The following is a 19,924-nucleotide window of genomic DNA, read 5'->3' on the forward strand; positions in this document are numbered from 1 at the left end:
TTGGCAGCCGGAAGATCCGGCTGCCGGAAAAGGGTCAGGACTGAGAGGTTTGGGCCGTTTCCAGCATGTGGGTGGCAAAGATGCCGTACCCCTGGTCGGCGTGGTCGATGAGCACGTGGGTGACTGCCCCCACCAGCTTCCCGTCCTGGAGGATGGGAGAGCCAGACATTCCCTGAACGATGCCGCCGGTTTTTTCCAGCAGCCTGGGGTCAGTGACCTTCAGCATCAGGTCTCGGGTGTCGGAGGCGTTGGGGTGGAGTTTCAGGATCTCCACTTGATACTCTTCTACGGTGGTGCCCTCTACGTTAGAGAGGATGGTAGCCGGACCGGTGTGGATCTCCTCGGGCTGCGCCACAGGAATGGGTTGACCAGAGAAGGTGTTGGGATTCGTCAGGGTGCCAAAGACGCCCTGCTCGGTGTTGGCGAAGAGGGTGCCCAGGTCCTGCTTGGAGGAGAAGCACCCTTTCAGCTCCCCGGGACGGCCGTCCATTCCTTTGACCACCCCGGCCACAGAGGCGGGGGTGATGGCGCCGGACTGGAGCTTCATGAGGACGGAGGTGTCCACATCGTTGATGCCGTGCCCCAGAGTACCGAACAGGCCGGTGTTGGGGTCCACGAAAGTCAGAGTACCGATCCCAGCCATGGAGTCCCGGATCCAGGCGCCCAGTTTATAGGAGCCGTCGGCGCTGCATTGGACTGCATGGGTGGAGAAGGCCCGATCCTTTTCGTCGCGGAGCACTCGGACGTTCATCTCTTCTCCTTCCAGGTCCTGGAGGATGGTCTGGACCTCTTCGATGGAGCTGACTTTGGTGTGGTTGATGTGGGTGATAATGTCGCCTTTTTGAAGACCGCAGGCTTTGGCCGGGGAGGCCAGGCCCTGGTCGGTGGTGACATCAGAGAGCCCTACCACCAGAACACCCTGAGCGAAGAGCTTGATGCCCACGGCTTGTCCCAGAGGAATGACCGAGCGAACCGCAGAGGAGGGCTGCGCGGCCTGGGCGCCGGGGGTCAGGGAGAGGGTCATCGCCACGGCGGCGGCCAGCAGGAGGAGGGTGCGAAAGCACCGCACCAGCGGAGCCGGCCCGTGAAACGCTTTGGTGTCCTGCAAGGAATCACCCCTCTTTCAAGAAATGGTTCATTGGCGCGGTGAAACGCGCAAAATTACTATGGCCGATTTTTCGCAAAAAAGACCCGCCAAAGATACACAGTGTTTCCATGGAAGAGTCTTCTTGCTTTTTTGTGTGAGATTTGCTATGATACACGGGCATTGAATATTAAATAAGGTGATCCTCGTGAAAAATGCGGGATTCCATAGAAAGGACGACCATTGTGACCATTCAGTACCAGACCAAGGGCGTATGTTCCCGTCAGATGAACGTAAAAATTGATCAGGGCGTGGTGCAGTCGGTGGAGATCATCGGCGGCTGCCACGGCAACAGCCAGGGGGTATCCCGCCTGGTAGAAGGAATGCGGGCAGAGGATGCCATTGCCAAGATCGAAGGCATCCAGTGCGGCGGCAAGGGCACTTCCTGTCCCGACCAGCTGTCCAAGGCCCTGCGCATCGCCCTGGCGGAAGAGGCCAAGCGGGCGGAGAAGGCCTGATTGAAGCAACCAAGAAAAAGAGCTTGCGGCAATTCTGCTTGCCGTAAGCTCTTTTTATAAGGAGAAATCGGGTATCCTGGAATTTTTTTCGGGATCGCTGTCACATTCCGGACTGGATCTCGTCTTATAGGATGAGAGAGCATAGAGAAAGGGGGAGGCCAATGGAAGACCACGAAATCATCGCGTTGTACTGGCAGCGAAGCGAAGCTGCCATCACCCATTTCAAGGAGAAGTATGGCCGCTACTGCTTTTCCCTTGCGCAGAACATTCTGCACAACTGGGAGGACAGCGAGGAATGTGTCAGCGACACCTGGCTCCACGCATGGAACGCCATGCCGCCCAGCCGCCCCAGCAGGCTGCGGATGTTTTTTGCCAAGCTGACCCGCAGCCTTTCCTTTGACCGCTGGCGCAGCCGCTCAGCGCAAAAGCGGGGCGGGGGTGAGCTGCCGCTGGTGCTGGAGGAACTGTCAGAGTGTATTGCGGCAAACGGTACCGCAGAGGAGGCGGTCCATCCCTTCCAGCAGGCTGCCGCCGCCGGTGAGGAGAATACCGCTGCGGGCCACGTCGGCGGCCAGCTCCGGCGGGGTGCGCTCCAGCACGCTCTGGACGGCCAGTACGATTTCTTCTGCCACAGGCGCAAAGGCCTCCTGGGTGTCCTGGCTGGTGAGGGTGATTTCCCGGGGGAGCCCGGTGGAGAGGCACCGACCCTTCACGGCCATGGAGGCGCCTTCTCCTTCGCCATCCACCCGGCCGATGACTTTCTTGACTTCCTCTGCAGTGCGCACCCCAACCAGCAGATGATGGGTGTCTCGAATGGCCTGGATGAGCGCTTCGTCAAAGCGGTCACCGGCGGTGCGCAGACAGGCGGAGGTGACCACACCCCCCAGAGCGACCACGGCCACGTCGGTGGTGCCGCCGCCGATGTCCACGATCATGTGGCCTTCCGGCCGTTCAATTTCGATGCCGGCCCCCAGAGCGGCGGCCAGGGGTTCTTCCATAAGGTAGACTCGCCGGGCCCCAGCTTGCAGACCGGCCTCTACCACCGCCCGTTCTGCCACCTCAGAGATGCCCGAGGGAACGCAGATGAGCAGACGGGGTTTCAGAAACCGGCCGGGGGCGGCTTTTTGCAGAAAGGCCCGGACCATGGCTTCGGCGATGGTGTAGTCGGTGATGACCCCTTCTCGCAGGGGGCGAACGGCGATGAGGTCGCCTGGCGTACGGCCCAGCATTTGCCGCGCTTCCTCCCCCGCCTGGAGGACTTTGCCGGTTTGGCGGTCCACGGCTACCACAGAGGGTTCCTGCAGGAGGATGCCTTTCCCTTTGACGGCCACCAGTACGGAGGTGGTCCCCAGGTCAATGGCGATGTCTCTGGAAAATGTACCTGCTGTTTGCGATTGCTTGTCCATACCCATGCTCCCTTTCTTTGGCGGTATTGGTTCCCTAAGTATAGAACAATCCCAGGGTTCCTTTTCCACGAAAAATGGAGGGGGAATCCTGGGATCATGGGATCTTTTCCGGGGTTTTGCAGAAGGTGGCAGCCACGACCTGGGTAGCGCCGTGGTTCCGAAGGGTCTTGGCGCATTCTTCCAGGGTAGCCCCGGTGGTGAGGATGTCGTCGATGACCAGAATGCGGCGGCCCTGGACTTGTTCCGGATGAGGAACCGTGTAAACGCCGGCCACGTTGGCCCAGCGCTGCCTGCCGCTTTGCAGGGAAGATTGGGGAAGGTTGTGTTTTTTCTTTTCCAGCAGAGGGAGGGCCTGGGTGTTCAGGGCTTCGGCGGTTGCTTCCGCCAGCAGGCGGGCCTGGTCATAGCCCCGGCTTTTTAAGGTCACAGAGGAGACCGGCGCCCAGGTGATGCAGTCATAGGTGCCGGGCAGGTAGGTACGGATGGCCTTTGCCAGCATGGGGCCGTAGGCCCTGGCGTACTTTGGGTGGTTGTGGAACTTGAATTGGAGGATGGACTCGCGAAGAAAGTCCCGGTACCACCCCACACAGACGCAGCGGGAGAAGGCCTGGCCGGGAAAGACGCCCTGGCCCGGGGGAAACCAGAGGTCTGCCGCTTCGCAGCGGGGACAGGGCCCGGGAAGGGAGTGGTCAAGGAGCGCCCCACAGAAGGGACAACGGGGCGGGAACAGCAGGTCCAGAATACGGGAAAGGAGCGACATGACTTATCCCTCCTCTCTCCACTGTCCGCCTCGCGCCAGCCGGGCCCGAAGCCCGCTGTATCGGCGCTGCTGCCGGTCGTTGGCGGCCATGCGGGCCACCACCTGGTCGTCGCCCACCAGGATGAGCAGTTGCTTGGCCCGGGTCATGGCGGTGTAGAGGATGCCTCGGGTGAGGAGCATGGGGGCGGCCTCTACGGCGGACAGGATCACTGCCTGGTATTCGCTGCCCTGGGACTTGTGGACCGTGATGGCGTAGGCGGGTTCCAGCTGGTTCATCATGTCGGGGGTGTATTGGGCCCGGTGGCCGTCGAAGTTCACGGTGACCACGCCGCTGCCCGAATCAATGGCTTCGATCTGGCCGATATCGCCGTTGAAGATGCCCATACCCACGCTGTTTCCGTCCACTTCTTCCCACATGACATCATAGTTGTTTTTCACCTGCATGACCCGGTCACCCTCCCGATAGAGGGCGGGACCGAAGGCTTTTTCCACCTTTCCGGGGGCGGGGGGATTCACCGCCGCCTGCAGGGCCCGGTTCAGAGCGGTAGTCCCGGCGGCTCCCTTGCGGGTGGGGGAGAGGACCTGGATCTGTTCAGGTGGGATGCCCATGTTTTTGGGCAGACGGGTGCGGCAGAGCTCCACGATGGTCTCCACGGCAGATTCCGGGTGGAGACGGCGGAGGAAGAAGAAGTCTCCGGCGGGGTCGTTCACCAGCACAGGGCAGTTGCCCTGGTCCACGGTGCGGGCGTTGCGGATGATGGCGGAGGCCTCCGCCTGGCGGAACACTTCCGTGAGCCGGAGGGTAGGCAGCTGCTGGGAGCGGAGTAGATCGGAGAGCAGGTTGCCCGGTCCCACGGAGGGGAGCTGATGGGGGTCACCCACCAAAACCAGGCGGCATCCGGCGGGCAGGGCAGCCAACAGGGCCTGCATGAGGATGATATCCACCATAGAGGCCTCGTCCAGGATGACCGCATCGGCGTCCAGGGGGTCCTGCTCGTTGTGGGCAAAGGAGAGCATCCCCTGTTCCCCGTCGTAGCGGGTCTCCAGCAGCCGGTGGATGGTGCTGGCCTCCGCGCCGCAGGTCTCGGAGAGCCGTTTGGCGGCCCGCCCGGTGGGGGCGGTGAGACAGGTGCGGAGGTGGAGGTGGTCAAAGAGGGAGAGAATGCCCCGGAGGGAGGTGGTCTTGCCGGTGCCCGGTCCGCCGGTGAGAAGCATGACCTGGCGGCAGGCGGCGGTTTTTACCGCCTCGATCTGCAAAGGGGCATAGGTGATGCCCTGCTCCCGCTGGATCTTTTCCAACAGACGGTCCAGATTGGGCGGCGGACAGAGTTCTTCCCCGTTCATTTCCAGCAGCTGATTGGCTACATAGGTTTCGCAGAAGTGGAGCCGGGTGAGATAGCAGGCGTCCTGTCCGGCGATCTCTTCCCGCACGATCTTCTGCCGGGCCAGCAGGCTGTCCAGAGAGGAGAGCAGGGTGTCCGGTTCGGCCCGCAGCAGGTGGGACGCTGCGTCCAGCAGCTTTCCGTAAGGGAGAAAAACGTGGCCGTTGTCCAGGTTGTGGGAGAGGGTAAAGAGGATGCCTGCGTCCAGACGAAGGGGATCGTCCTGGCCCAGACCCAGGTCCAGCGCCAGCTTGTCCGCCTGAGGAAAAGGGAGGAAGAAGGGGTCTTCCACCAAAAGGTAGGGGTTGGCCTTGATGACCGTGAGGGCCATGTTTCCATACTGGCGGTAGAGGGGCATGGCGATTTGCAGGGGAAGAGCGTGGGCGGAGAGGAAGTCCAGTAAGCGGCGCATGGCCAGCTGCATGCACAAAGACTGCCGGATGGTCTCCGCCCGCTTGGGGGAGATGCCTTTGATTTTGGTCAGCAGATGGGGACTTTCCTCAATGATGGTGAGCACATCCTCCCCGAAGGTATCTACCAGTCGTCTGGCCGTGGCGGCTCCTACCCCTTTGATGACGCCGGAGGCCAGGTATTCCATCACGGCCTTTTCCCCCACGGGCATTCGCCGCTCCATGATCTCCGCTTTCAGTTGTTCCCCGTAGGTGGGGTGACGGGTCCACTGTCCGTGGACAGAAAGTCCCTCGCCGGGACTGATGCCGGGCATGGTGCCGACGACGGTGACCTCGTCGCCGTCGTCGGTGTCCAGCTGGAGGATGGTATAGCCGTTGTCCTCGTTGCGGTAGATGACGGAGGAGACGGTACCTTCCAAGAAAATCAGTTCAGAGGGAGAAGTATCCATGGTTATCCTTCCTTTTGAGAATCAAGGGGGCTTCCTCTGCGGGGCAGAAGAGCAGGGAAGGGTCTTTGCGAAGCATGGTCTCAATCAGCTCCCGCCCGGCAGGGGACAGGCCCGCGTCCACCACCAGGATGGTGAAGTGGGAGAGCTTTTCGGTCCGCAGCCAGTGCAGGTGGCGGAGGGTTTGCTCCAGACCGTCTCCGCTGCCTGCGGCGGGGACCACCGCAAAAACGGGGGCGGTGCCCTGCTGGGAGGGAGAGACCAGATGGGTAAAGAGAATTCGGTTCAAGAAGAGCAGCAGGGCTGCGCACAGGAGAGCGGCCAGTATTTCCACGAAACACACCTCCACGGGTTTTACTCCATGGTATGCCGGGTGGAGGGAAAAGGTTACGGGTTCAGCAGACGCTTCAGGTACTGCCCGGTGTAGGAGTCCGGGCACTGGGCCACTTCTTCCGGGGTGCCGGTGCAGACGATGTGTCCGCCCCCTGCGCCGCCTTCGGGCCCCAGGTCGATGATATGGTCGGCCCACTTGATGACATCCAGGTTGTGCTCGATGACGATGACGGTATTGCCCCCTTCTACCAGCCGGTCCAGCACTTCCAGAAGCTTCTGTACGTCGTAGCTGTGCAGGCCGGTGGTGGGTTCGTCCAGAATATAGACGGTTTTCCCGGTGGAGCGGCGGGCCAGTTCCGTGGCCAGCTTCACCCGCTGGGCCTCGCCGCCGGAGAGGGTGGTGGAGGACTGGCCGATCTTCAGGTAGCCCAGCCCTACGGAAGAAAGGGTCTCCAGTTTCCGGCGGAGCTTGGGGAGGTTTTCAAAGAAGGCCAGGCCTTCGTCTACGGTCATGTCCAGCACGTCGTGGATGTTTTTGCCTTTATATCGGACTTCCAGGGTCTCCCGGTTGTAGCGTTTTCCCTTGCAGACCTCGCAGGGAACGTAAATGTCGGGCAGGAAGTGCATTTCGATCTTAATGAGGCCGTCTCCGGCGCAGGATTCGCACCGGCCACCTTTGACGTTGAAGGAGAACCGGCCCGGGCCGTAGCCTCTGGACTTAGCGTCGGGGGTAGAGGCAAAGAGCTCCCGGATGTCCCCGAAGAGCCCAGTGTAGGTGGCGGGGTTGGACCGGGGGGTACGGCCGATGGGAGACTGGTCGATGGCGATGACCTTGTCCAGGAATTCCTCGCCCTCCAGAGCGTCGTGCTTGCCGGGGCGGAGTTTCATTCGGTTCAGGTCAGCGCCCAGCCGCTTAAAGAGGATCTCGTTGACCAGAGAGGATTTGCCCGAGCCAGAGACTCCGGTGACGCAGGTGAAGGTCCCCAGAGGGAAGGTGACGTCCACATGGTCCAGGTTGTTTTCCGCTGCGCCCCGGATGGTGAGGCAGTGGCCGTTGCCTTCCCGGCGGCGCTGGGGGACGGGGATTTTCCGGGCGCCGGAGAGGTACTGTCCGGTGATGGACTGAGGGGCAGCCATGATCTCTTCCGGGGTACCAGCTGCTACCACTTCCCCGCCGTGGACGCCGGCTGCAGGACCAATGTCCACAATGTAGTCGGCGGCCCGCATGGTGTCCTCATCGTGCTCCACCACCAAAAGGGTATTGCCCAGGTCCCGGAGATGCTTTAGGGTCTCCAGAAGCATGTCGTTGTCCCGCTGGTGCAGGCCGATGGAAGGCTCGTCCAGGATATAGAGCACCCCCATAAGGGAGGAGCCGATCTGGGTGGCCAGACGGATGCGCTGGCTTTCCCCGCCGGAGAGGGTTCCCGCCTGGCGGCTGAGGGTCAGGTAGGACAGACCCACGCTCTGGAGGAAGCCCAGGCGGGCCTTTACCTCCTTCAGGATCTGCTGGGCGATCTGGGCCTGGGTTTCGGTGAGGACCAGGGTTTCTATAAAGTCCAGGGCATCGTTTACCGACTTCCGGCAGAATTCGTCAATGTTCAGGTCTCCTACGGTTACAGCCAGAGCCTCTTTTTTCAGCCGCCGTCCCTGGCAGCTGGGGCAGAGGCACTGACTCATGCACTCTTCCAGTTCCTTCCGGGAGGCGTCGGACTGGGTCTCCTTGAAGCGGCGCTCCACGTTGTTCAGCACCCCTTCAAAGGGCTGCTGAAAGGTTCCCTGCCCGTTCTCTCTCTGGTAGGTGAGGGTGAGTTTTTCCCCCTTGGTGCCGTTGAGGATGATATCCTTGGCCTGGTCAGAGAGGTCCCGGAAGGGGGTGGTGAGCTTGAAGCCATACTTTTTGGCCAGGGCTTCAAAGTACATCCGGGAGATGGAGTCCCCTTTGACGTTCTGCCATCCCGAGACGGCAATGGCCCCTTCCAGAATGGAGAGGGAGGGATTGGGGATCACCAGCTGGGGGTCGGCTTTCATCTGGCTGCCCAAGCCGGTACAGGTGGGGCAGGCGCCGAAGGGACTGTTAAAGGAGAACATGCGGGGAGCCAGCTCCTCGATGGAGATGCCGCAGTCCTCGCAGGCATAGTTTTGAGAGAAGGTGAGGTCCTTGTCCTCCTGGGGGAGGTTGATGAGAATAAGCCCACCGGAGAGGGAGGCGGCGGTTTCTGCCGAGTCGGTGAGGCGGCGGAGAATATCGGGGCGGATGACCAGACGGTCCACCACGATTTCTATGGTATGCTTCTTGTTTTTCTCCAGAGAGATGTCCTCAGACAGCTCATAGAGGGCGCCGTCGATGCGGCAGCGGACGTAGCCGGACTTTCTGGCGTTTTCCAGTACCTTGATGTGCTCGCCCTTTTTCCCCCGGACCACGGGAGCCAGGACCATGATACGGGTCCCCTCCGGCAGGGCCATGACCTGGTCGGTGATCTGGTCGATGGACTGCTGCTTGATCTCCTTGCCGCACTTGGGGCAGTGGGGGGTCCCGATCCGGGCCCAGAGCAGGCGGAGGTAGTCGTAGATCTCAGTGACGGTACCCACGGTGGAGCGGGGGTTTTTGCTGGTGGTCTTCTGGTCGATGGAGATGGCGGGGGAGAGCCCGTCGATATAGTCCACGTCGGGTTTTTCCATCTGGCCCAGGAACATTCTGGCGTAGGAGGAGAGGGACTCTACATAGCGCCGCTGGCCCTCGGCGTAGATGGTATCGAAGGCCAGAGAGGATTTGCCTGAGCCGGACAGGCCGGTGATGACCACCAGCTTATCTCTGGGGATGGAGACGTCGATATTTTTCAGGTTGTTGGCGCGAGCGCCTTTTACGAAGATATGAGATTGCATGATAGTACTCCAATGGGGATAGGATCGCCTTCCTTTCCGGGAGAAAGGAAGGCGTGGGTCAGGAAACGATCAGGTCAGCGATCTCGCCGCCCACCAGGGCGATGAGATCGTTAGGGCGGAGCTCCACCTGGTGGCCGATTTTCCCGGCGGAGCAGAGCATGGTATCCACCAGGATCACTTCCTCTGCAAAGTAGGTGGGGAAGGCTTTGGACATCCCCACCGGGGAGCAGCCGCCGTGGACGTAGCCGGTGAGGGGGAAGAGTTGCTTCTGGGGCAGCATGGTCACGGATTTGACCCCGGCGGCTTTGGCCGCCTTTTTCAGGTCCAGGGTTTCGGCCACGGGGATGACAAAGACGAAGTGCTCCCCCTTGGGCCCCTGGGTCACCAGGGTTTTGAAGACCTGTTCCGGGGGCTTTCCCAGAAGGGCCGCGGCGGAGACCCCGTCCAGAGGGGAGTCCTTGGACAGGGGGATCTGGTGGGGGGTATAGGGAATCCCGGCGGCTTCCAGGACCCGCATGACGTTGGTTTTTTCTTCTTTTTCTTTCTGTTTTGCCATGGTTCTTACCTCAGGATATACACGGAGATCAGGATGCAGACAAGGCCCAGAATAACGCCCAGGCCCATGGGCTCGCCAAAGGCCAGGATACCCACAATGGAGGCCACCACCGGCTCCACGCTGGCCAGGATGGCGGCTTTGCCGCTGTCACCCAGGTCGTTCAGACCTTTGGTGTAGAGCAGATAGGGCAGGATGGTGGAGATGATAATGAGGCCCAGGACCAGGAACACCGACCAGAGAGAGGAAGAGGCAGTGGCCATGTCCTCCCTGTCCAGGAAGAAGAGGGCGCCTACCCCGGCAAAGAGGAAGGTGTAGAAGGTGACGGTAAAGGGCGGGTAATGGGCCAGGGCGATCCGACCGAAGATGGAGTAGGTGGCGTAGAAGAAGCCGCTGCCCAGGCCCAGCAGGAGCCCTTGCAGGGAGAGGGAGAGTTCGCCGCCCCAGATCCCGGTGACGAAGGTGCAGCCCAAAAAGGCGATGAGCAGGGCGCAGAGCTTTCGCTTGGTAAAGGGGTCTTTAAAGACCAGGGCAGACAGGACCACCACGAAGGTGGGGGAGGTGTAGAGGAGGATGCCTGCCACAGAGAGGGAGGAGAGCTGCTGGCTGCGGAAGTAGCACAGGGTAAAGAAGAGCAGGCTCACCACACCAGTACCAAAGAAGAAGGGCAGATGCCGGACACGAATTTGGAAAATGCTGCGGTCCTTGAGCAGAAAGAGCAGGCCCAGGAGGACACAGGCACCGGTGTTTCTCAGCAGGACGATGGAGGAAGAGGAGATGCCCATAGCGGACAGGGAACGGTTGAAGAGTCCGATGCAGCCCCATAGCGCGCCGGCAGCCATGATGCAGCCCATCGCCAGGTAACTGGATGGGTTGGGGGCGGTGGTTTGGGTGGCGGGGGCTTTGCTGGGCTGCTGTTGGGGCATGGCTTACACGTCCTTTCCTCGTAGTTCGATAATTTGGTCCCGCAGAATGGCGGCGTATTCGAATTCCAGCCGGCGGCTGGCTTCTTTCATTTCGGCTTCCAGCTTGGCGATCAGGCTGGCTTTTTCTTTGGGAGAGAGGGCTTTGGCGCCCTTTTTGCCGCTGGCCTTTTCGTCGGCGGCGTGGGAGATCTCAATGAGATCCCGCACGGCTTTTACCACGGTTTTGGGAACGATGCCGTGGGCCTCGTTGTAGGCGCTTTGGATTTCCCGCCGGCGATGGGTCTCTTCCATGGCGGCAGCCATGGAGGGGGTCACCGTGTCGGCGTAGAGAATGACCAGACCTTCTGCGTTTCGAGCGGCCCGGCCGATGGTCTGGATGAGGGAGGTTTCCGAGCGGAGGAAGCCCTCCTTGTCGGCGTCCAGGATGGCAACCAAAGAGACTTCCGGCAGGTCCAGACCTTCCCGGAGGAGGTTAATGCCCACCAGAACGTCGAATTCCCCCAGGCGCAGGTCCCGGATGAGCTCCATGCGCTGGATGGTGTCCACGTCGTGGTGCATGTACCGCACCCGGATACCGGCGCCCTGGAGATAGGCGGTGAGGTCCTCGGCCATTTTTTTGGTGAGGGTGGTGACCAATACCCGCTCCTGTTTGGCGGTGCGGGAATTGATCTCGCCGATGAGGTCGTCGATCTGCCCCTCTACCGGACGGACCTGCACCACCGGGTCCAGCAGGCCGGTGGGCCGGATGACCTGTTCCACGATCTGCCCCGAGCGGCTCTTTTCATAAGGGCCAGGGGTGGCAGAGACGTAGATCACCTGGTTGAGCCGCTGGGAGAATTCCTCAAAGTTGAGGGGGCGGTTGTCAAAGGCGCAGGGGAGACGGAAGCCGTAGTCCACCAGGGTGGTTTTTCGGGCCCGGTCCCCGGCGTACATAGCCCGGACCTGGGGGAGGGTGACGTGGCTTTCGTCGATGAAGAGGAGGAAGTCCTTGGGGAAGTAGTCCAGCAAGGTCATGGGCGGGGACCCGGCGGGTCGGCCTGCGATCACCCGGCTGTAATTCTCAATGCCGGAGCAGTAACCCAGCTCCTGCATCATTTCGATGTCGTAGGCGGTGCGCTGGGAGATGCGCTGGGCTTCCAGCAGCTGTTCGTTTTCCTTAAAGAACTGCACCCGTTCGTCCAGTTCCTGACGGATCTCCTGGATGGCCCGGGTCATCTTCTCTTTGGAAGCCACATAGTGGGAGGCGGGATAGATGGCCACATGGTCGACCACCCGTGTGGGGGTGCCGGTGACCACGTTGATTTCACTGATGCGGTCGATCTCGTCCCCGAAGAACTCCACCCGAATGGCGTGGTCCTTGGCGTAGACGGGGAAGATCTCCACCGTGTCCCCCCGGACCCGGAAGCGGTTTCGGTCAAAGGCCACGTCGTTGCGCTCGTAGCGGATCTCCGTGAGCTTGTTGAGCAGCTCTTCGATGGGCTTTTCCTGGCCGGTGCGCAGGGAGATGACCATGTTGGAATAGTCGATGGGGTCGCCCAGACCGTAGATACAGGAGACAGAGGCCACCACGATCACATCCCGCCGCTCGAAGAGGGCGGAGGTGGCGGAGTGGCGCAGACGCTCGATCTCGTCGTTGATGCTGCTGTCCTTCTCGATGAAGGTGTCGGTGTGGGGGATATAGGCCTCGGGCTGGTAGTAGTCGTAGTAGGAGACAAAGTATTCCACTGCGTTGTTGGGGAAAAACTCCTTGAACTCGGCGCACAGCTGGGCGGCCAGGGTTTTGTTGTGGGCCAGCACCAGGGTAGGGCGCTGCACTCGCTCAATGACCTTTGCCATGGTAAAGGTTTTACCAGAACCGGTGACACCCAGGAGGGTCTGTTCCTCCAGGCCCAGTTCTACGCCTCTGGCCAGAGCGTCGATGGCCTCCGGCTGGTCGCCGGAAGGAGTGTATTCGCTGATTACCTGAAAGTTGGGCATAGTAACCTCCTGCAGTTGAGGGAAGTGTGGGTGTTTATAAAGCCATAAAGTAGCCGCTGTCCCGCATGGAAACCATATCCTCGTCGGCCATAATGATGTGGTCATACAGGATGATGCTGATCTGGGAGAGGATCTGGCGGAGATAACGGGTGGTAGAGAGGTCCTCGTCGGAAGGGGTGGCCAGCCCGCTGGGGTGGTTGTGAGCCAGGACCACCGTAGAGGCGTTGAAGGAGAGGGCGGCGGAGACCACCTGCCGGACGTTGATGTCGGTGGCGTTGGGGCCGCCCTCGCTGATTTTTCGCACGCCCAGGAGTTTAAACTTGGCGTCGAAGCAGGCCAGGAAGGTCATCTCATTGCGGGCGGCAAAAAAGTAGGGGGCAAAGAGCTCCTGCAAGTCGTGGCTGCTGCTGATGATCACATCGGCGCTGGTACGGGAGGCCAGGTATTTGGCCGCCAGGGCAGGGACCAGTTTTAGGAGGATGGCGGTGTTTTCTCCCACGCCGGAGACTGCTTTCAGATCGTTCAGGTCGGCGTCAAAGACTCCGGCCAGGGAACCGAAGGTGCTCAGCAGATTGTGGGCCAGGGGATTGACGTCCCCCTGTAAACGGGAATAGAAGAGGAGAAGCTCCAGGGCACGGGCTTCGGAGAAGGGCTCCAGGCCGCCGGTCATGAATTCTTTTTTCATTCGGTCCCGGTGTCCGTTGTGGATGCTCATGGGGGGCTTCCTCCTTTCCGTGGGGGACAGACCGCTGGGGGGCGGGGCTCTCAGCGGGTAAATTCAGTACCTTATATCATACCGCTTTTTCCGGCGGTCCACAAGGGTTAGATGGGAGACGGAGGGAGAAAATCGGGAGAAAGCCGCTGACAAAGAAGGAAAACTGTGGTATGATAAACGAAATCTGTCCTGGGCTGGGAAAGGCCTGGGACGTCAGTCATCCCGGCCGGAGCGCCGGAGCGAGGAGGGCGCTGCTATGCGCATGAGAAGAAAGAAAAACCTGGGCCCCCGAATGGAGCGCTGTGCGGCCTGGCAGATCAAGGAGCCGGCTGCGCTGCGGGGAACCTGGCGTACCCTCATGCCCCAGGCGAAGGAGCTTCGGGTGGAGCTGGGCTGCGGCAAGGGGCGGTTCACCTGCCAGACGGCTGCCAGCGAGCCGGAGGTGCTGTTCATTGCTGTGGAGCGAGTGCCAGACGCCATGGTGATGGCCATGGAGCGGGCCCGGGATATGGACCTGCACAATGTGTTTTTCGTGGACGCGGACGCAGCGAACCTGCCGGAGTATTTTGCCCCGGGCGAGGTGGATCTGATCTATATCAACTTCTGCGATCCCTGGCCGCCCAAGCGCCACGCCAAGCGGCGGCTGACCCACCGGGATTTCCTGCTGCGGTACCGTCAGGTGCTGAAGGAGGAGGGAGAGATCCATTTTAAGACGGACAATGCCCCTCTCTTTGCCTTCTCTCTGGAAGAGTTCCCCCAGGGAGGCTTCCAGCTGGAGCAGGTGACCCACGACCTTCACGCCCAGGGCGTCTGCGGGATCATGACGGATTATGAGGAGAAGTTCCATAATATGGGGACGAAGATCAACCGCTGTGTCGGGGTGAAAGGCGAGCTGCCGCCCCAGGAGGAGCCTGAGACGAACGAGGACGGCGAATCCGTTTGAAAAAAGAATAGGTAGGAAAAAAGCGTTCCGCTGTTCTCAGAACAGCGGAACGCTTTTTTTGATGGTCTGATCACCGGCGCTGCAGGAACCGCTCAATTTGCGCCAGGATATTGCGGCAAAGGGAGAGGACCATCCCGGCGATGGACTCCCAGAGCTGCCACAGCTGCCCGCCCAGGGTCCGAGGCTGAGGGCCGGTTTCGGTAAAGTTGCCGGGGGCGTCGGTGTAGCTGCCGGGATCGGCAGAGTGCCAGTCGGTGCTCCGCTCGCCCTCTCTGGGGCCATCCTCCTGGGAGGGATCCTCTGTGGGGCCTCCGAAGTCATCGGGTTCCTCTTCCTCCTCCTGAGCAAAGAACTGCTCGGTCATGTTCTCATACCAGCGGGAGCCGGGCCGATGCCAGAAGAGAATGGGGTGGAAGGGATGGACCGGGGGAACGTCGGGAGAGCACCCCGCAACGTGACGGTCGAAGCGGAGCCGGTCGATGACATTGAGGACCACCAGCAGCAGGAGGATCCACCAGATGTTGGCGGCCAGGGTGAAGAGGATGCCGGTGAGGATGGCTCGCACGGTGACAGACGGGACTTTCCCGTCAAAGTAGAAGGGGGTGGAGCCGGAGTCAGAGAGGTGGGGCACGTTCTGCTCGCACCATGCGTGCAGGTCGTCCATCAGGGACAGGATGGCCTGGTTGCTCTCCTCCCGGAAGAAGGCACTGTTCAGGTGCTTTTCGAAGAGGGCGGATAAGGGGTCGGACCCTGCCCCGTCTACATAGGGCTGCATACCTGCGCCATAGAGCACATACCAGGTCTCGCTGTCGCTGTCAGCCACCAGCAGCAGGTCCATGCTGCCCATGCTGATCTTCTTTGCGGTGTCCTCGGTATAGGTCTTGATGTCCTTTCCGTTGAGATACTGAACGGTCTTGATGGCGATCTTGGTGCCGTAGGTGTTGTTCAGGGACAGGTTTTTCCGGGCGATCTGGTCGGTGACTTCCATGGTGAACAGGTCTGCGCCGTCATCCACCAGATTCAGATAGTAGTTTAAGTTGTTTTCGCCATAGCGCTGAGACTCTTCCCCCTCGGCCTGGGGATGGGCGTTGGCATAGACGCGGGCATAGCCCCACACGCAGCACAGCGCCACCAAGAGCAGTGTCAGCACAATGGCGACAGACTTTTTTTGAAAAAACTTCATAGAAACCTCCGTAGGCATTCCGGCGCAGCGGGTTCCGCAGCGCGGGAATCATCCCCGCAGGGAGAGAAGCTTTTGTTTCAGCTCTTCCTCGATGCGGCGCAGTTCTGTTTCAGCCTCCTGCCGTTTTTGCCGGCCTTCCGTCTGGATGAGGATCACTTCGTCCAGGGAGTCCATCAGCTGCTGGTTGGTGTGACGCAGGGTGTCCAGGTCCACGATGGACCGTTCGGCCTCCTGGGCGGTTTCGATGGTGCCGGTTTTCAGCAGGTCGGCGTTCTGCCGGAGCAGGTTGTTGGTCATTTCGGTCACGGCGGTCTGGGCCGCGGTGGCCTGGCGGGCGTGTTCCAGCCCCAGGGCCAGGATCATCTGGCTCTTCCAGAGGGGGATGGTGTTCACCAGACTGGACTGGATCTTTTCGATCATCATGGTGTCGTTGTTTTGCAGCAGTCGGGTCTGGGGGCCCATTTGCAGGGCGATCATCCGGGTGAGCTCCAGGTCGTGGAGCTTTTTCTCAAAGCGGTTGCAGAGGTTGGCCAGATCATTGCAGGCCTGGGCGTCCTCCGGGCGGCCGCTCTGGTCGGCCTTCTCCCGCAGCTGGGCCAGTTCCTGGGTCTGGGCCTGGGCCAAGCGGCGCTTCCCGGCCAGGATATACATGGTAAGCTCTTTCTGGTAGCGGAGATTCAGCGCCACCATCTGGTCCAGGTTGGCCACATCCTTCATGAGGGTGATCTGGTGCTGTTCCAGGGTTTCGACAATTTTATCGACGTTGTCGGCGGCCTTGGCATAGTGGGCCTTCATGGCCTCCAGCTGGTTTTTCTTCCGGCGGAAGAACCCGGCCAGTCCCTTCTTCTCTTCGCTGGCGTCGAAGTCCTGGAGCTGGCGGACCAGCCCTGCCAGGGTCTCGCCGATCTCACCCAGATCTTTGGTGCGGATCTGCTGTAAGGTGGTTTCGGAGAAGTCCGAGACGTTTTTCTGGGCAGCTGCGCCGTACTGAAAGACCAGGTTGCTGTCGGTCAGGTCGATCTTTTCGGCGAATTCCTCCACCGCAGCCCGCTCTGCCGGGGAGAGCTGTGCCAGGTCCCGGTCGCTTTGGGCCAGGGGGTCCGCGGCGTCCTGGGGTTGGGGAATGGTGGGCGCCTGGGGCGGATCCTGGAGAGGGGAGTTGGGGTCAAGAGTCAAATGGGGGATAAACTCATCTGCCATAGCAGTGTCCTTTCTTTATGCATGTCCCTGGGGACCGGAGAGGCCTTCCTGGGCCAGCATGGTCTCCATGACGGTAATATCGGAAGCGATGTCCATGGCTTCATCCCGGAAGAGGGCATCCAGCTGCTTCTGGAAGGAGGAAACGATGGTGTCCATCATGGACTCGATGCGGTCCATGGTGGAGCCGATGTTTTCCCCGGCTACGCCGGTGGCGCCCATGCGGTCATAGGCGTTGAGGATCTTCAGGGTGGTGGGCAGGTAATAGATCATGAACTTCCGGATCTGGGGGAATTTGTCGGGATGCTGGATGACATGGTCGATGATCTTTGCGGTCACGTCCTCCAACTGATCGATTTGACGGGAGAGGGTCTCGTCGTCGATGGCGTCGTTCAGGCGGCGCATTTCGCTCAGGGTCCGGTCCTTCTCGGTGATGAGACCATCGATCTTGGGGTCGCCGGTGAGGGGCGTCTCCGGTCTTTCCTCAGAGGAAGCGGTTTCTTCGGGCTTGTCCTCCTCTTCGGCCTCTTCCTGTGCCTGCTCCTGGGGGGGCTCCTGCTGGGCTTCCTCCTGGGGCGGGTCGGGCAGTTCATATTCCACGGTAGGGAAGAACCCCTTCACAACGATGAACGCCACAGCGGAGAGAAGGATCACCGAGACGTAGTCAGAGACCCGATACAGGGGATGGACCAGGGTATAGATCACCCAGACCACAGCGATGGCGTAGATCGGCAGAACAGAAGTTTTTTTAAACTTTGCCATAAGCGGACCGTCCTTTCCAAAGATTGACATAGTACGCATATTTATATCATTTTACCCGTCGGGCCAAGCCCTGTCAAGAACTCCTTTCCATTGACAGGGAGGGAAAAGACGGATAAAATGGGGAAGAAAGAGACCGCCGGAAGGGCGGTTATCAGAAATAAAGGGTTCTCTGGGTTTCGTCCCTGCGCTCCCGCAGAGAGCGGGGAGCAGGGACGAAAAACCCTGCCTTGGGGAAAGACCCCCAAAGGCTATCTCATGCGGCGGGCGTTCCGGGCCGTCGCTGTTGGGGCCGGTCCGCGGAGAAAGAGGAAAGACAACAGCGGTCCCGGCGCTCCTGAGCGGGGCAGAGGCCCCGCTGCCGCTTGCCGTATCCTATGCGGCGGGCGGGGGATCGGTGCCTTCGGCCCAATCCGGCGGGATGTGACAGAACCCGCCGGCGGATTTCAGGGAAAGGAATGATGAATCGTGATCAAAATTGCCCCTTCGATCCTCTCCGCCAATTTTGCCGACCTGGGCCGGGAGGTCCAGCGGGTCAGCAGTGCCGACTGGCTCCATGTGGATGTGATGGACGGCATGTTCGTCTCCAACATCAGCATTGGCGTGCCGGTGGTGAAGTCGCTGCGGAAAGTGACGGATCTGTTTTTGGATGTCCATCTGATGATCGAGAAGCCGGTGCGGTATATCGATGCCTTTGCCGACGCCGGTGCGGACCTGCTGTCGGTCCATCTGGAAGCGGACATGCCCCCCGGTATCCGGGCGGCGCTGGACGCCATGGACCGGCGCGGGATCAAAAAGGGCATCGTTCTGCGGCCCATTACGGCGGCAGAGGCGGTCCTGCCCTATATTAAGGATGTGGACCTTATCCTGGTGATGACGGTGGAGCCGGGCTTCGGCGGCCAGAAGTTCATGGCCGACCAGCTGCCCAAGATCGCCGCCATTCGCAAGTATATTGAGGAATATAACCCCAGCTGCCACCTGGAAGTGGACGGCGGCGTGGACCCGGTCACCGCCCGGCAGGTGGTGGAGGCCGGCGCCGACGTGCTGGTGGCGGGCAGCGCTGTGTACGGCGCAGCAGACGCAGAAGCGGCCATCCGGGCGCTGCGAGGTGAATGATGGAGTATTTTCCCCCCGCATTGGAAAAAATGGTGGAGCAATTTGCCCGCCTGCCCGGAATCGGACGAAAGACCGCCCAGCGTCTTGCCTTCTTTGTGCTCTCCCTGCCGGAGGATCAGGTGGAGGCCTTCTCCCAGGCCATTGTGGACGCCAAGCACAGCATAGCCCTGTGTCCGGTCTGCCAGAACCTGACGGAGGGCGAGGGCCTGTGCCCGGTCTGCGCCAGCGACAAACGGGATGGCAGCGTGGTCTGCGTGGTGGCCGACCCCAAGGATGTGATCGCCATTGAGCGGGCCCGGGAGTACAACGGCCGGTACCATGTGCTCCACGGTGTTCTCTCCCCCATGAACGGGGTGGGACCCGACGACCTGCATATAAAGTCCCTGTTGGAGCGGGTCGCTCAGGGAGAGATCCGGGAGGTCATTATGGCCACCAACCCGGACACCGAGGGAGAGGCCACGGCCATGTACCTCTCTCGGATGCTCAAGCCCTTTGGGGTGAAAGTCACCCGCCTGGCCTACGGCGTTCCTGTAGGGGGCCATTTAGAGTATGCAGACGACGCCACGCTCATGCGTGCGCTGGAAGGCCGAAGAGAAATGTGACGCACACAGTATTCTGTATGATAAAACCCGTGCTCTGCTGTACTTGGCAGCGGAGCACGGGTTTTCTGCTTTTATGGCATGGTATCCAGAATCTGGTGGAGCTCCTCAGGGGTAGAGACGATGGCGGCAGCGCCTGCCTGACGCATGGAGGCCTCGTCCCCGTATCCCCAGGTCACACCGATGGTGGGGATATGATGGGCGTTGGCCCCGATGACATCGAACTCGGTGTCGCCTACCATAAGGACCGAAGGGGCTTCGGTCTGGGCCAGCAGGTAGGAGAGAACAGCTTCCTTGCTCTCTCGGCTGCTGTCCATAGTGGCGCCGCAGATAAGCTCAAAATACTGGTCCAGCTGGAAGTGGTGCAGGATCTCCTTGGCGGTCTCCTCCGGCTTGGAGGTGGCAACGAACAGCCGGTGCCCCTCCTCGTTCAGCTGCTGGAGCAGCTGGGGGATGCCGGGATAGGGGACATTTTCAAACTTCCCCACAGTGAGATAGCGGCTGCGGAAAATACGGATGGCCTCTTCCGCTTCCTGGTCGTTCAGGCCAAAGCGGCCAAAGGAAACCCGCAGAGGGGGGCCGACAAAGGTACGAAGCTGGGCAGGGTCCTCCACGGAGATGTGGAAGTGGTCCAGTGCCAGTTGGGCGCAGTTCATAATACCGGGACCGGAGTCGGTGAGGGTACCGTCCAGGTCAAAGAAAATCGTATGAGGCAAGGGAAAGACTCCTTTCGG

18 protein-coding genes and 1 pseudogene are annotated in these 19,924 nt (G+C 60.7%); 5 read left to right on the forward strand and 14 right to left on the reverse strand.

The window, feature by feature from the left end:
- Positions 1-34: 34 nt before the first annotated feature.
- The gene (spoIVB, locus tag SOR61_RS09335) at positions 35-1,108 is read right to left on the reverse strand and encodes a SpoIVB peptidase (protein WP_320612389.1); all 1,074 of its coding nucleotides are present in this window, start codon (positions 1,106-1,108) and stop codon (positions 35-37) included.
- 221 nt (positions 1,109-1,329) lie between these two features.
- Here spoIVB and SOR61_RS09340 point away from each other — a divergent pair, with 221 nt between their 5' ends.
- Together SOR61_RS09340 and SOR61_RS09345 are read left to right on the forward strand one after the other, a co-directional pair.
- Positions 1,330-1,602, forward strand: a complete 273-nt coding sequence (locus tag SOR61_RS09340) for a TIGR03905 family TSCPD domain-containing protein (RefSeq protein ID WP_407066533.1) — start codon at positions 1,330-1,332, stop codon at positions 1,600-1,602.
- A gap of 161 nt (positions 1,603-1,763) precedes the next feature.
- A pseudogene (locus SOR61_RS09345) lies at positions 1,764-2,009 on the forward strand (RNA polymerase sigma factor); the annotation flags it as partial.
- A gap of 60 nt (positions 2,010-2,069) precedes the next feature.
- Here the strand turns inward: SOR61_RS09345 and SOR61_RS09350 are convergent.
- The 9 genes from SOR61_RS09350 to SOR61_RS09390 form a co-directional block, all read right to left on the reverse strand.
- Positions 2,070-3,008, reverse strand: coding sequence for a rod shape-determining protein (locus tag SOR61_RS09350; protein WP_320612390.1), 939 nt, complete (start codon positions 3,006-3,008; stop codon positions 2,070-2,072).
- 94 nt (positions 3,009-3,102) lie between these two features.
- Positions 3,103-3,768 (reverse strand): ComF family protein, encoded by a 666-nt coding sequence (locus tag SOR61_RS09355; RefSeq protein WP_320612391.1) that lies wholly within the window; start codon positions 3,766-3,768, stop codon positions 3,103-3,105.
- Positions 3,769-3,771: 3 nt separating this feature from the next.
- Positions 3,772-6,009 carry an ATP-dependent RecD-like DNA helicase gene (locus SOR61_RS09360; RefSeq protein ID WP_320612392.1) on the reverse strand — a complete coding sequence of 746 codons (2,238 nt, stop codon included), beginning with the start codon at positions 6,007-6,009 and terminating at the stop codon, positions 3,772-3,774.
- Positions 5,990-6,340 carry a hypothetical protein gene (locus tag SOR61_RS09365; RefSeq protein WP_320612393.1) on the reverse strand — a complete coding sequence of 117 codons (351 nt, stop codon included), beginning with the start codon at positions 6,338-6,340 and terminating at the stop codon, positions 5,990-5,992. Before SOR61_RS09365 ends, SOR61_RS09360 begins: the two co-directional genes overlap by 20 nt.
- 53 nt (positions 6,341-6,393) lie before the next feature.
- Positions 6,394-9,222, reverse strand: coding sequence for an excinuclease ABC subunit UvrA (uvrA, locus tag SOR61_RS09370; protein WP_320612394.1), 2,829 nt, complete (start codon positions 9,220-9,222; stop codon positions 6,394-6,396).
- A gap of 58 nt (positions 9,223-9,280) precedes the next feature.
- A complete protein-coding gene (gene ybaK, locus SOR61_RS09375; protein WP_320612395.1) occupies positions 9,281-9,778 on the reverse strand; it encodes a Cys-tRNA(Pro) deacylase in 498 nt (165 codons plus the stop codon).
- A gap of 5 nt (positions 9,779-9,783) precedes the next feature.
- Complete coding sequence (locus SOR61_RS09380) at positions 9,784-10,701, reverse strand: EamA family transporter (protein WP_320612396.1); 918 nt, start codon at positions 10,699-10,701, stop codon at positions 9,784-9,786.
- Between the two features lie 3 nt (positions 10,702-10,704).
- Positions 10,705-12,678 (reverse strand): excinuclease ABC subunit UvrB, encoded by a 1,974-nt coding sequence (uvrB, locus tag SOR61_RS09385; RefSeq protein WP_320612397.1) that lies wholly within the window; start codon positions 12,676-12,678, stop codon positions 10,705-10,707.
- A gap of 34 nt (positions 12,679-12,712) precedes the next feature.
- Positions 12,713-13,393, reverse strand: a complete 681-nt coding sequence (locus SOR61_RS09390) for a JAB domain-containing protein (RefSeq protein WP_320612398.1) — start codon at positions 13,391-13,393, stop codon at positions 12,713-12,715.
- Positions 13,394-13,649: 256 nt separating this feature from the next.
- Here SOR61_RS09390 and trmB point away from each other — a divergent pair, with 256 nt between their 5' ends.
- The gene (gene trmB / locus SOR61_RS09395; protein WP_320612399.1) at positions 13,650-14,336 is read left to right on the forward strand and encodes a tRNA (guanosine(46)-N7)-methyltransferase TrmB; all 687 of its coding nucleotides are present in this window, start codon (positions 13,650-13,652) and stop codon (positions 14,334-14,336) included.
- A gap of 70 nt (positions 14,337-14,406) precedes the next feature.
- Here the strand turns inward: trmB and SOR61_RS09400 are convergent, their stop codons facing one another.
- Genes SOR61_RS09400 through SOR61_RS09410 form a run of 3 tightly spaced genes read right to left on the reverse strand, consistent with a single transcriptional unit; the run spans position 14,407 to position 17,478 of the window.
- A complete protein-coding gene (locus SOR61_RS09400; RefSeq protein WP_320612400.1) occupies positions 14,407-15,519 on the reverse strand; it encodes a TPM domain-containing protein in 1,113 nt (370 codons plus the stop codon).
- A gap of 48 nt (positions 15,520-15,567) precedes the next feature.
- A complete protein-coding gene (locus SOR61_RS09405; protein WP_320612401.1) occupies positions 15,568-16,719 on the reverse strand; it encodes a toxic anion resistance protein in 1,152 nt (383 codons plus the stop codon).
- A gap of 15 nt (positions 16,720-16,734) precedes the next feature.
- Positions 16,735-17,478, reverse strand: coding sequence for a 5-bromo-4-chloroindolyl phosphate hydrolysis family protein (locus SOR61_RS09410; protein WP_320612402.1), 744 nt, complete (start codon positions 17,476-17,478; stop codon positions 16,735-16,737).
- 465 nt (positions 17,479-17,943) lie between these two features.
- Here SOR61_RS09410 and rpe point away from each other — a divergent pair, with 465 nt between their 5' ends.
- Both rpe and recR read left to right on the forward strand, forming a co-directional pair.
- A complete protein-coding gene (gene rpe / locus SOR61_RS09415; protein WP_320612403.1) occupies positions 17,944-18,591 on the forward strand; it encodes a ribulose-phosphate 3-epimerase in 648 nt (215 codons plus the stop codon).
- On the forward strand, positions 18,591-19,193 hold the full coding sequence (gene recR / locus SOR61_RS09420) for a recombination mediator RecR (RefSeq protein WP_320612404.1): 603 nt from the start codon (positions 18,591-18,593) through the stop codon (positions 19,191-19,193). The genes rpe and recR overlap by 1 nt, the downstream gene beginning before the upstream one ends.
- Positions 19,194-19,264: 71 nt before the next feature.
- On the opposite strand, the gene SOR61_RS09425 is transcribed toward recR, so the two are convergent.
- Positions 19,265-19,906: an HAD-IA family hydrolase gene (locus tag SOR61_RS09425; protein WP_320612405.1), complete on the reverse strand. Its 642-nt coding sequence runs from the start codon at positions 19,904-19,906 to the stop codon at positions 19,265-19,267.
- Positions 19,907-19,924: the final 18 nt, after the last annotated feature.

This window comes from Evtepia sp., from assembly GCF_034090835.1.
Taxonomy (GTDB): domain Bacteria; phylum Bacillota; class Clostridia; order Oscillospirales; family Oscillospiraceae; genus Evtepia.

Coding starts and splice junctions, on each gene's coding strand:
- ybaK (WP_320612395.1), bottom strand. CDS start 9,778: ATGGCAAAACAGAAAGAAAAAGAAGAAAAAACCAACGTCATGCGGGTC.
- SOR61_RS09410 (WP_320612402.1), bottom strand. CDS start 17,478: ATGGCAAAGTTTAAAAAAACTTCTGTTCTGCCGATCTACGCCATCGCT.
- SOR61_RS09405 (WP_320612401.1), bottom strand. CDS start 16,719: ATGGCAGATGAGTTTATCCCCCATTTGACTCTTGACCCCAACTCCCCT.
- SOR61_RS09390 (WP_320612398.1), bottom strand. CDS start 13,393: ATGAGCATCCACAACGGACACCGGGACCGAATGAAAAAAGAATTCATG.
- SOR61_RS09380 (WP_320612396.1), bottom strand. CDS start 10,701: ATGCCCCAACAGCAGCCCAGCAAAGCCCCCGCCACCCAAACCACCGCC.
- SOR61_RS09350 (WP_320612390.1), bottom strand. CDS start 3,008: ATGGACAAGCAATCGCAAACAGCAGGTACATTTTCCAGAGACATCGCC.
- SOR61_RS09360 (WP_320612392.1), bottom strand. CDS start 6,009: ATGGATACTTCTCCCTCTGAACTGATTTTCTTGGAAGGTACCGTCTCC.
- trmB (WP_320612399.1), top strand. CDS start 13,650: ATGCGCATGAGAAGAAAGAAAAACCTGGGCCCCCGAATGGAGCGCTGT.
- SOR61_RS09355 (WP_320612391.1), bottom strand. CDS start 3,768: ATGTCGCTCCTTTCCCGTATTCTGGACCTGCTGTTCCCGCCCCGTTGT.
- SOR61_RS09400 (WP_320612400.1), bottom strand. CDS start 15,519: ATGAAGTTTTTTCAAAAAAAGTCTGTCGCCATTGTGCTGACACTGCTC.
- uvrB (WP_320612397.1), bottom strand. CDS start 12,678: ATGCCCAACTTTCAGGTAATCAGCGAATACACTCCTTCCGGCGACCAG.
- uvrA (WP_320612394.1), bottom strand. CDS start 9,222: ATGCAATCTCATATCTTCGTAAAAGGCGCTCGCGCCAACAACCTGAAA.
- recR (WP_320612404.1), top strand. CDS start 18,591: ATGGAGTATTTTCCCCCCGCATTGGAAAAAATGGTGGAGCAATTTGCC.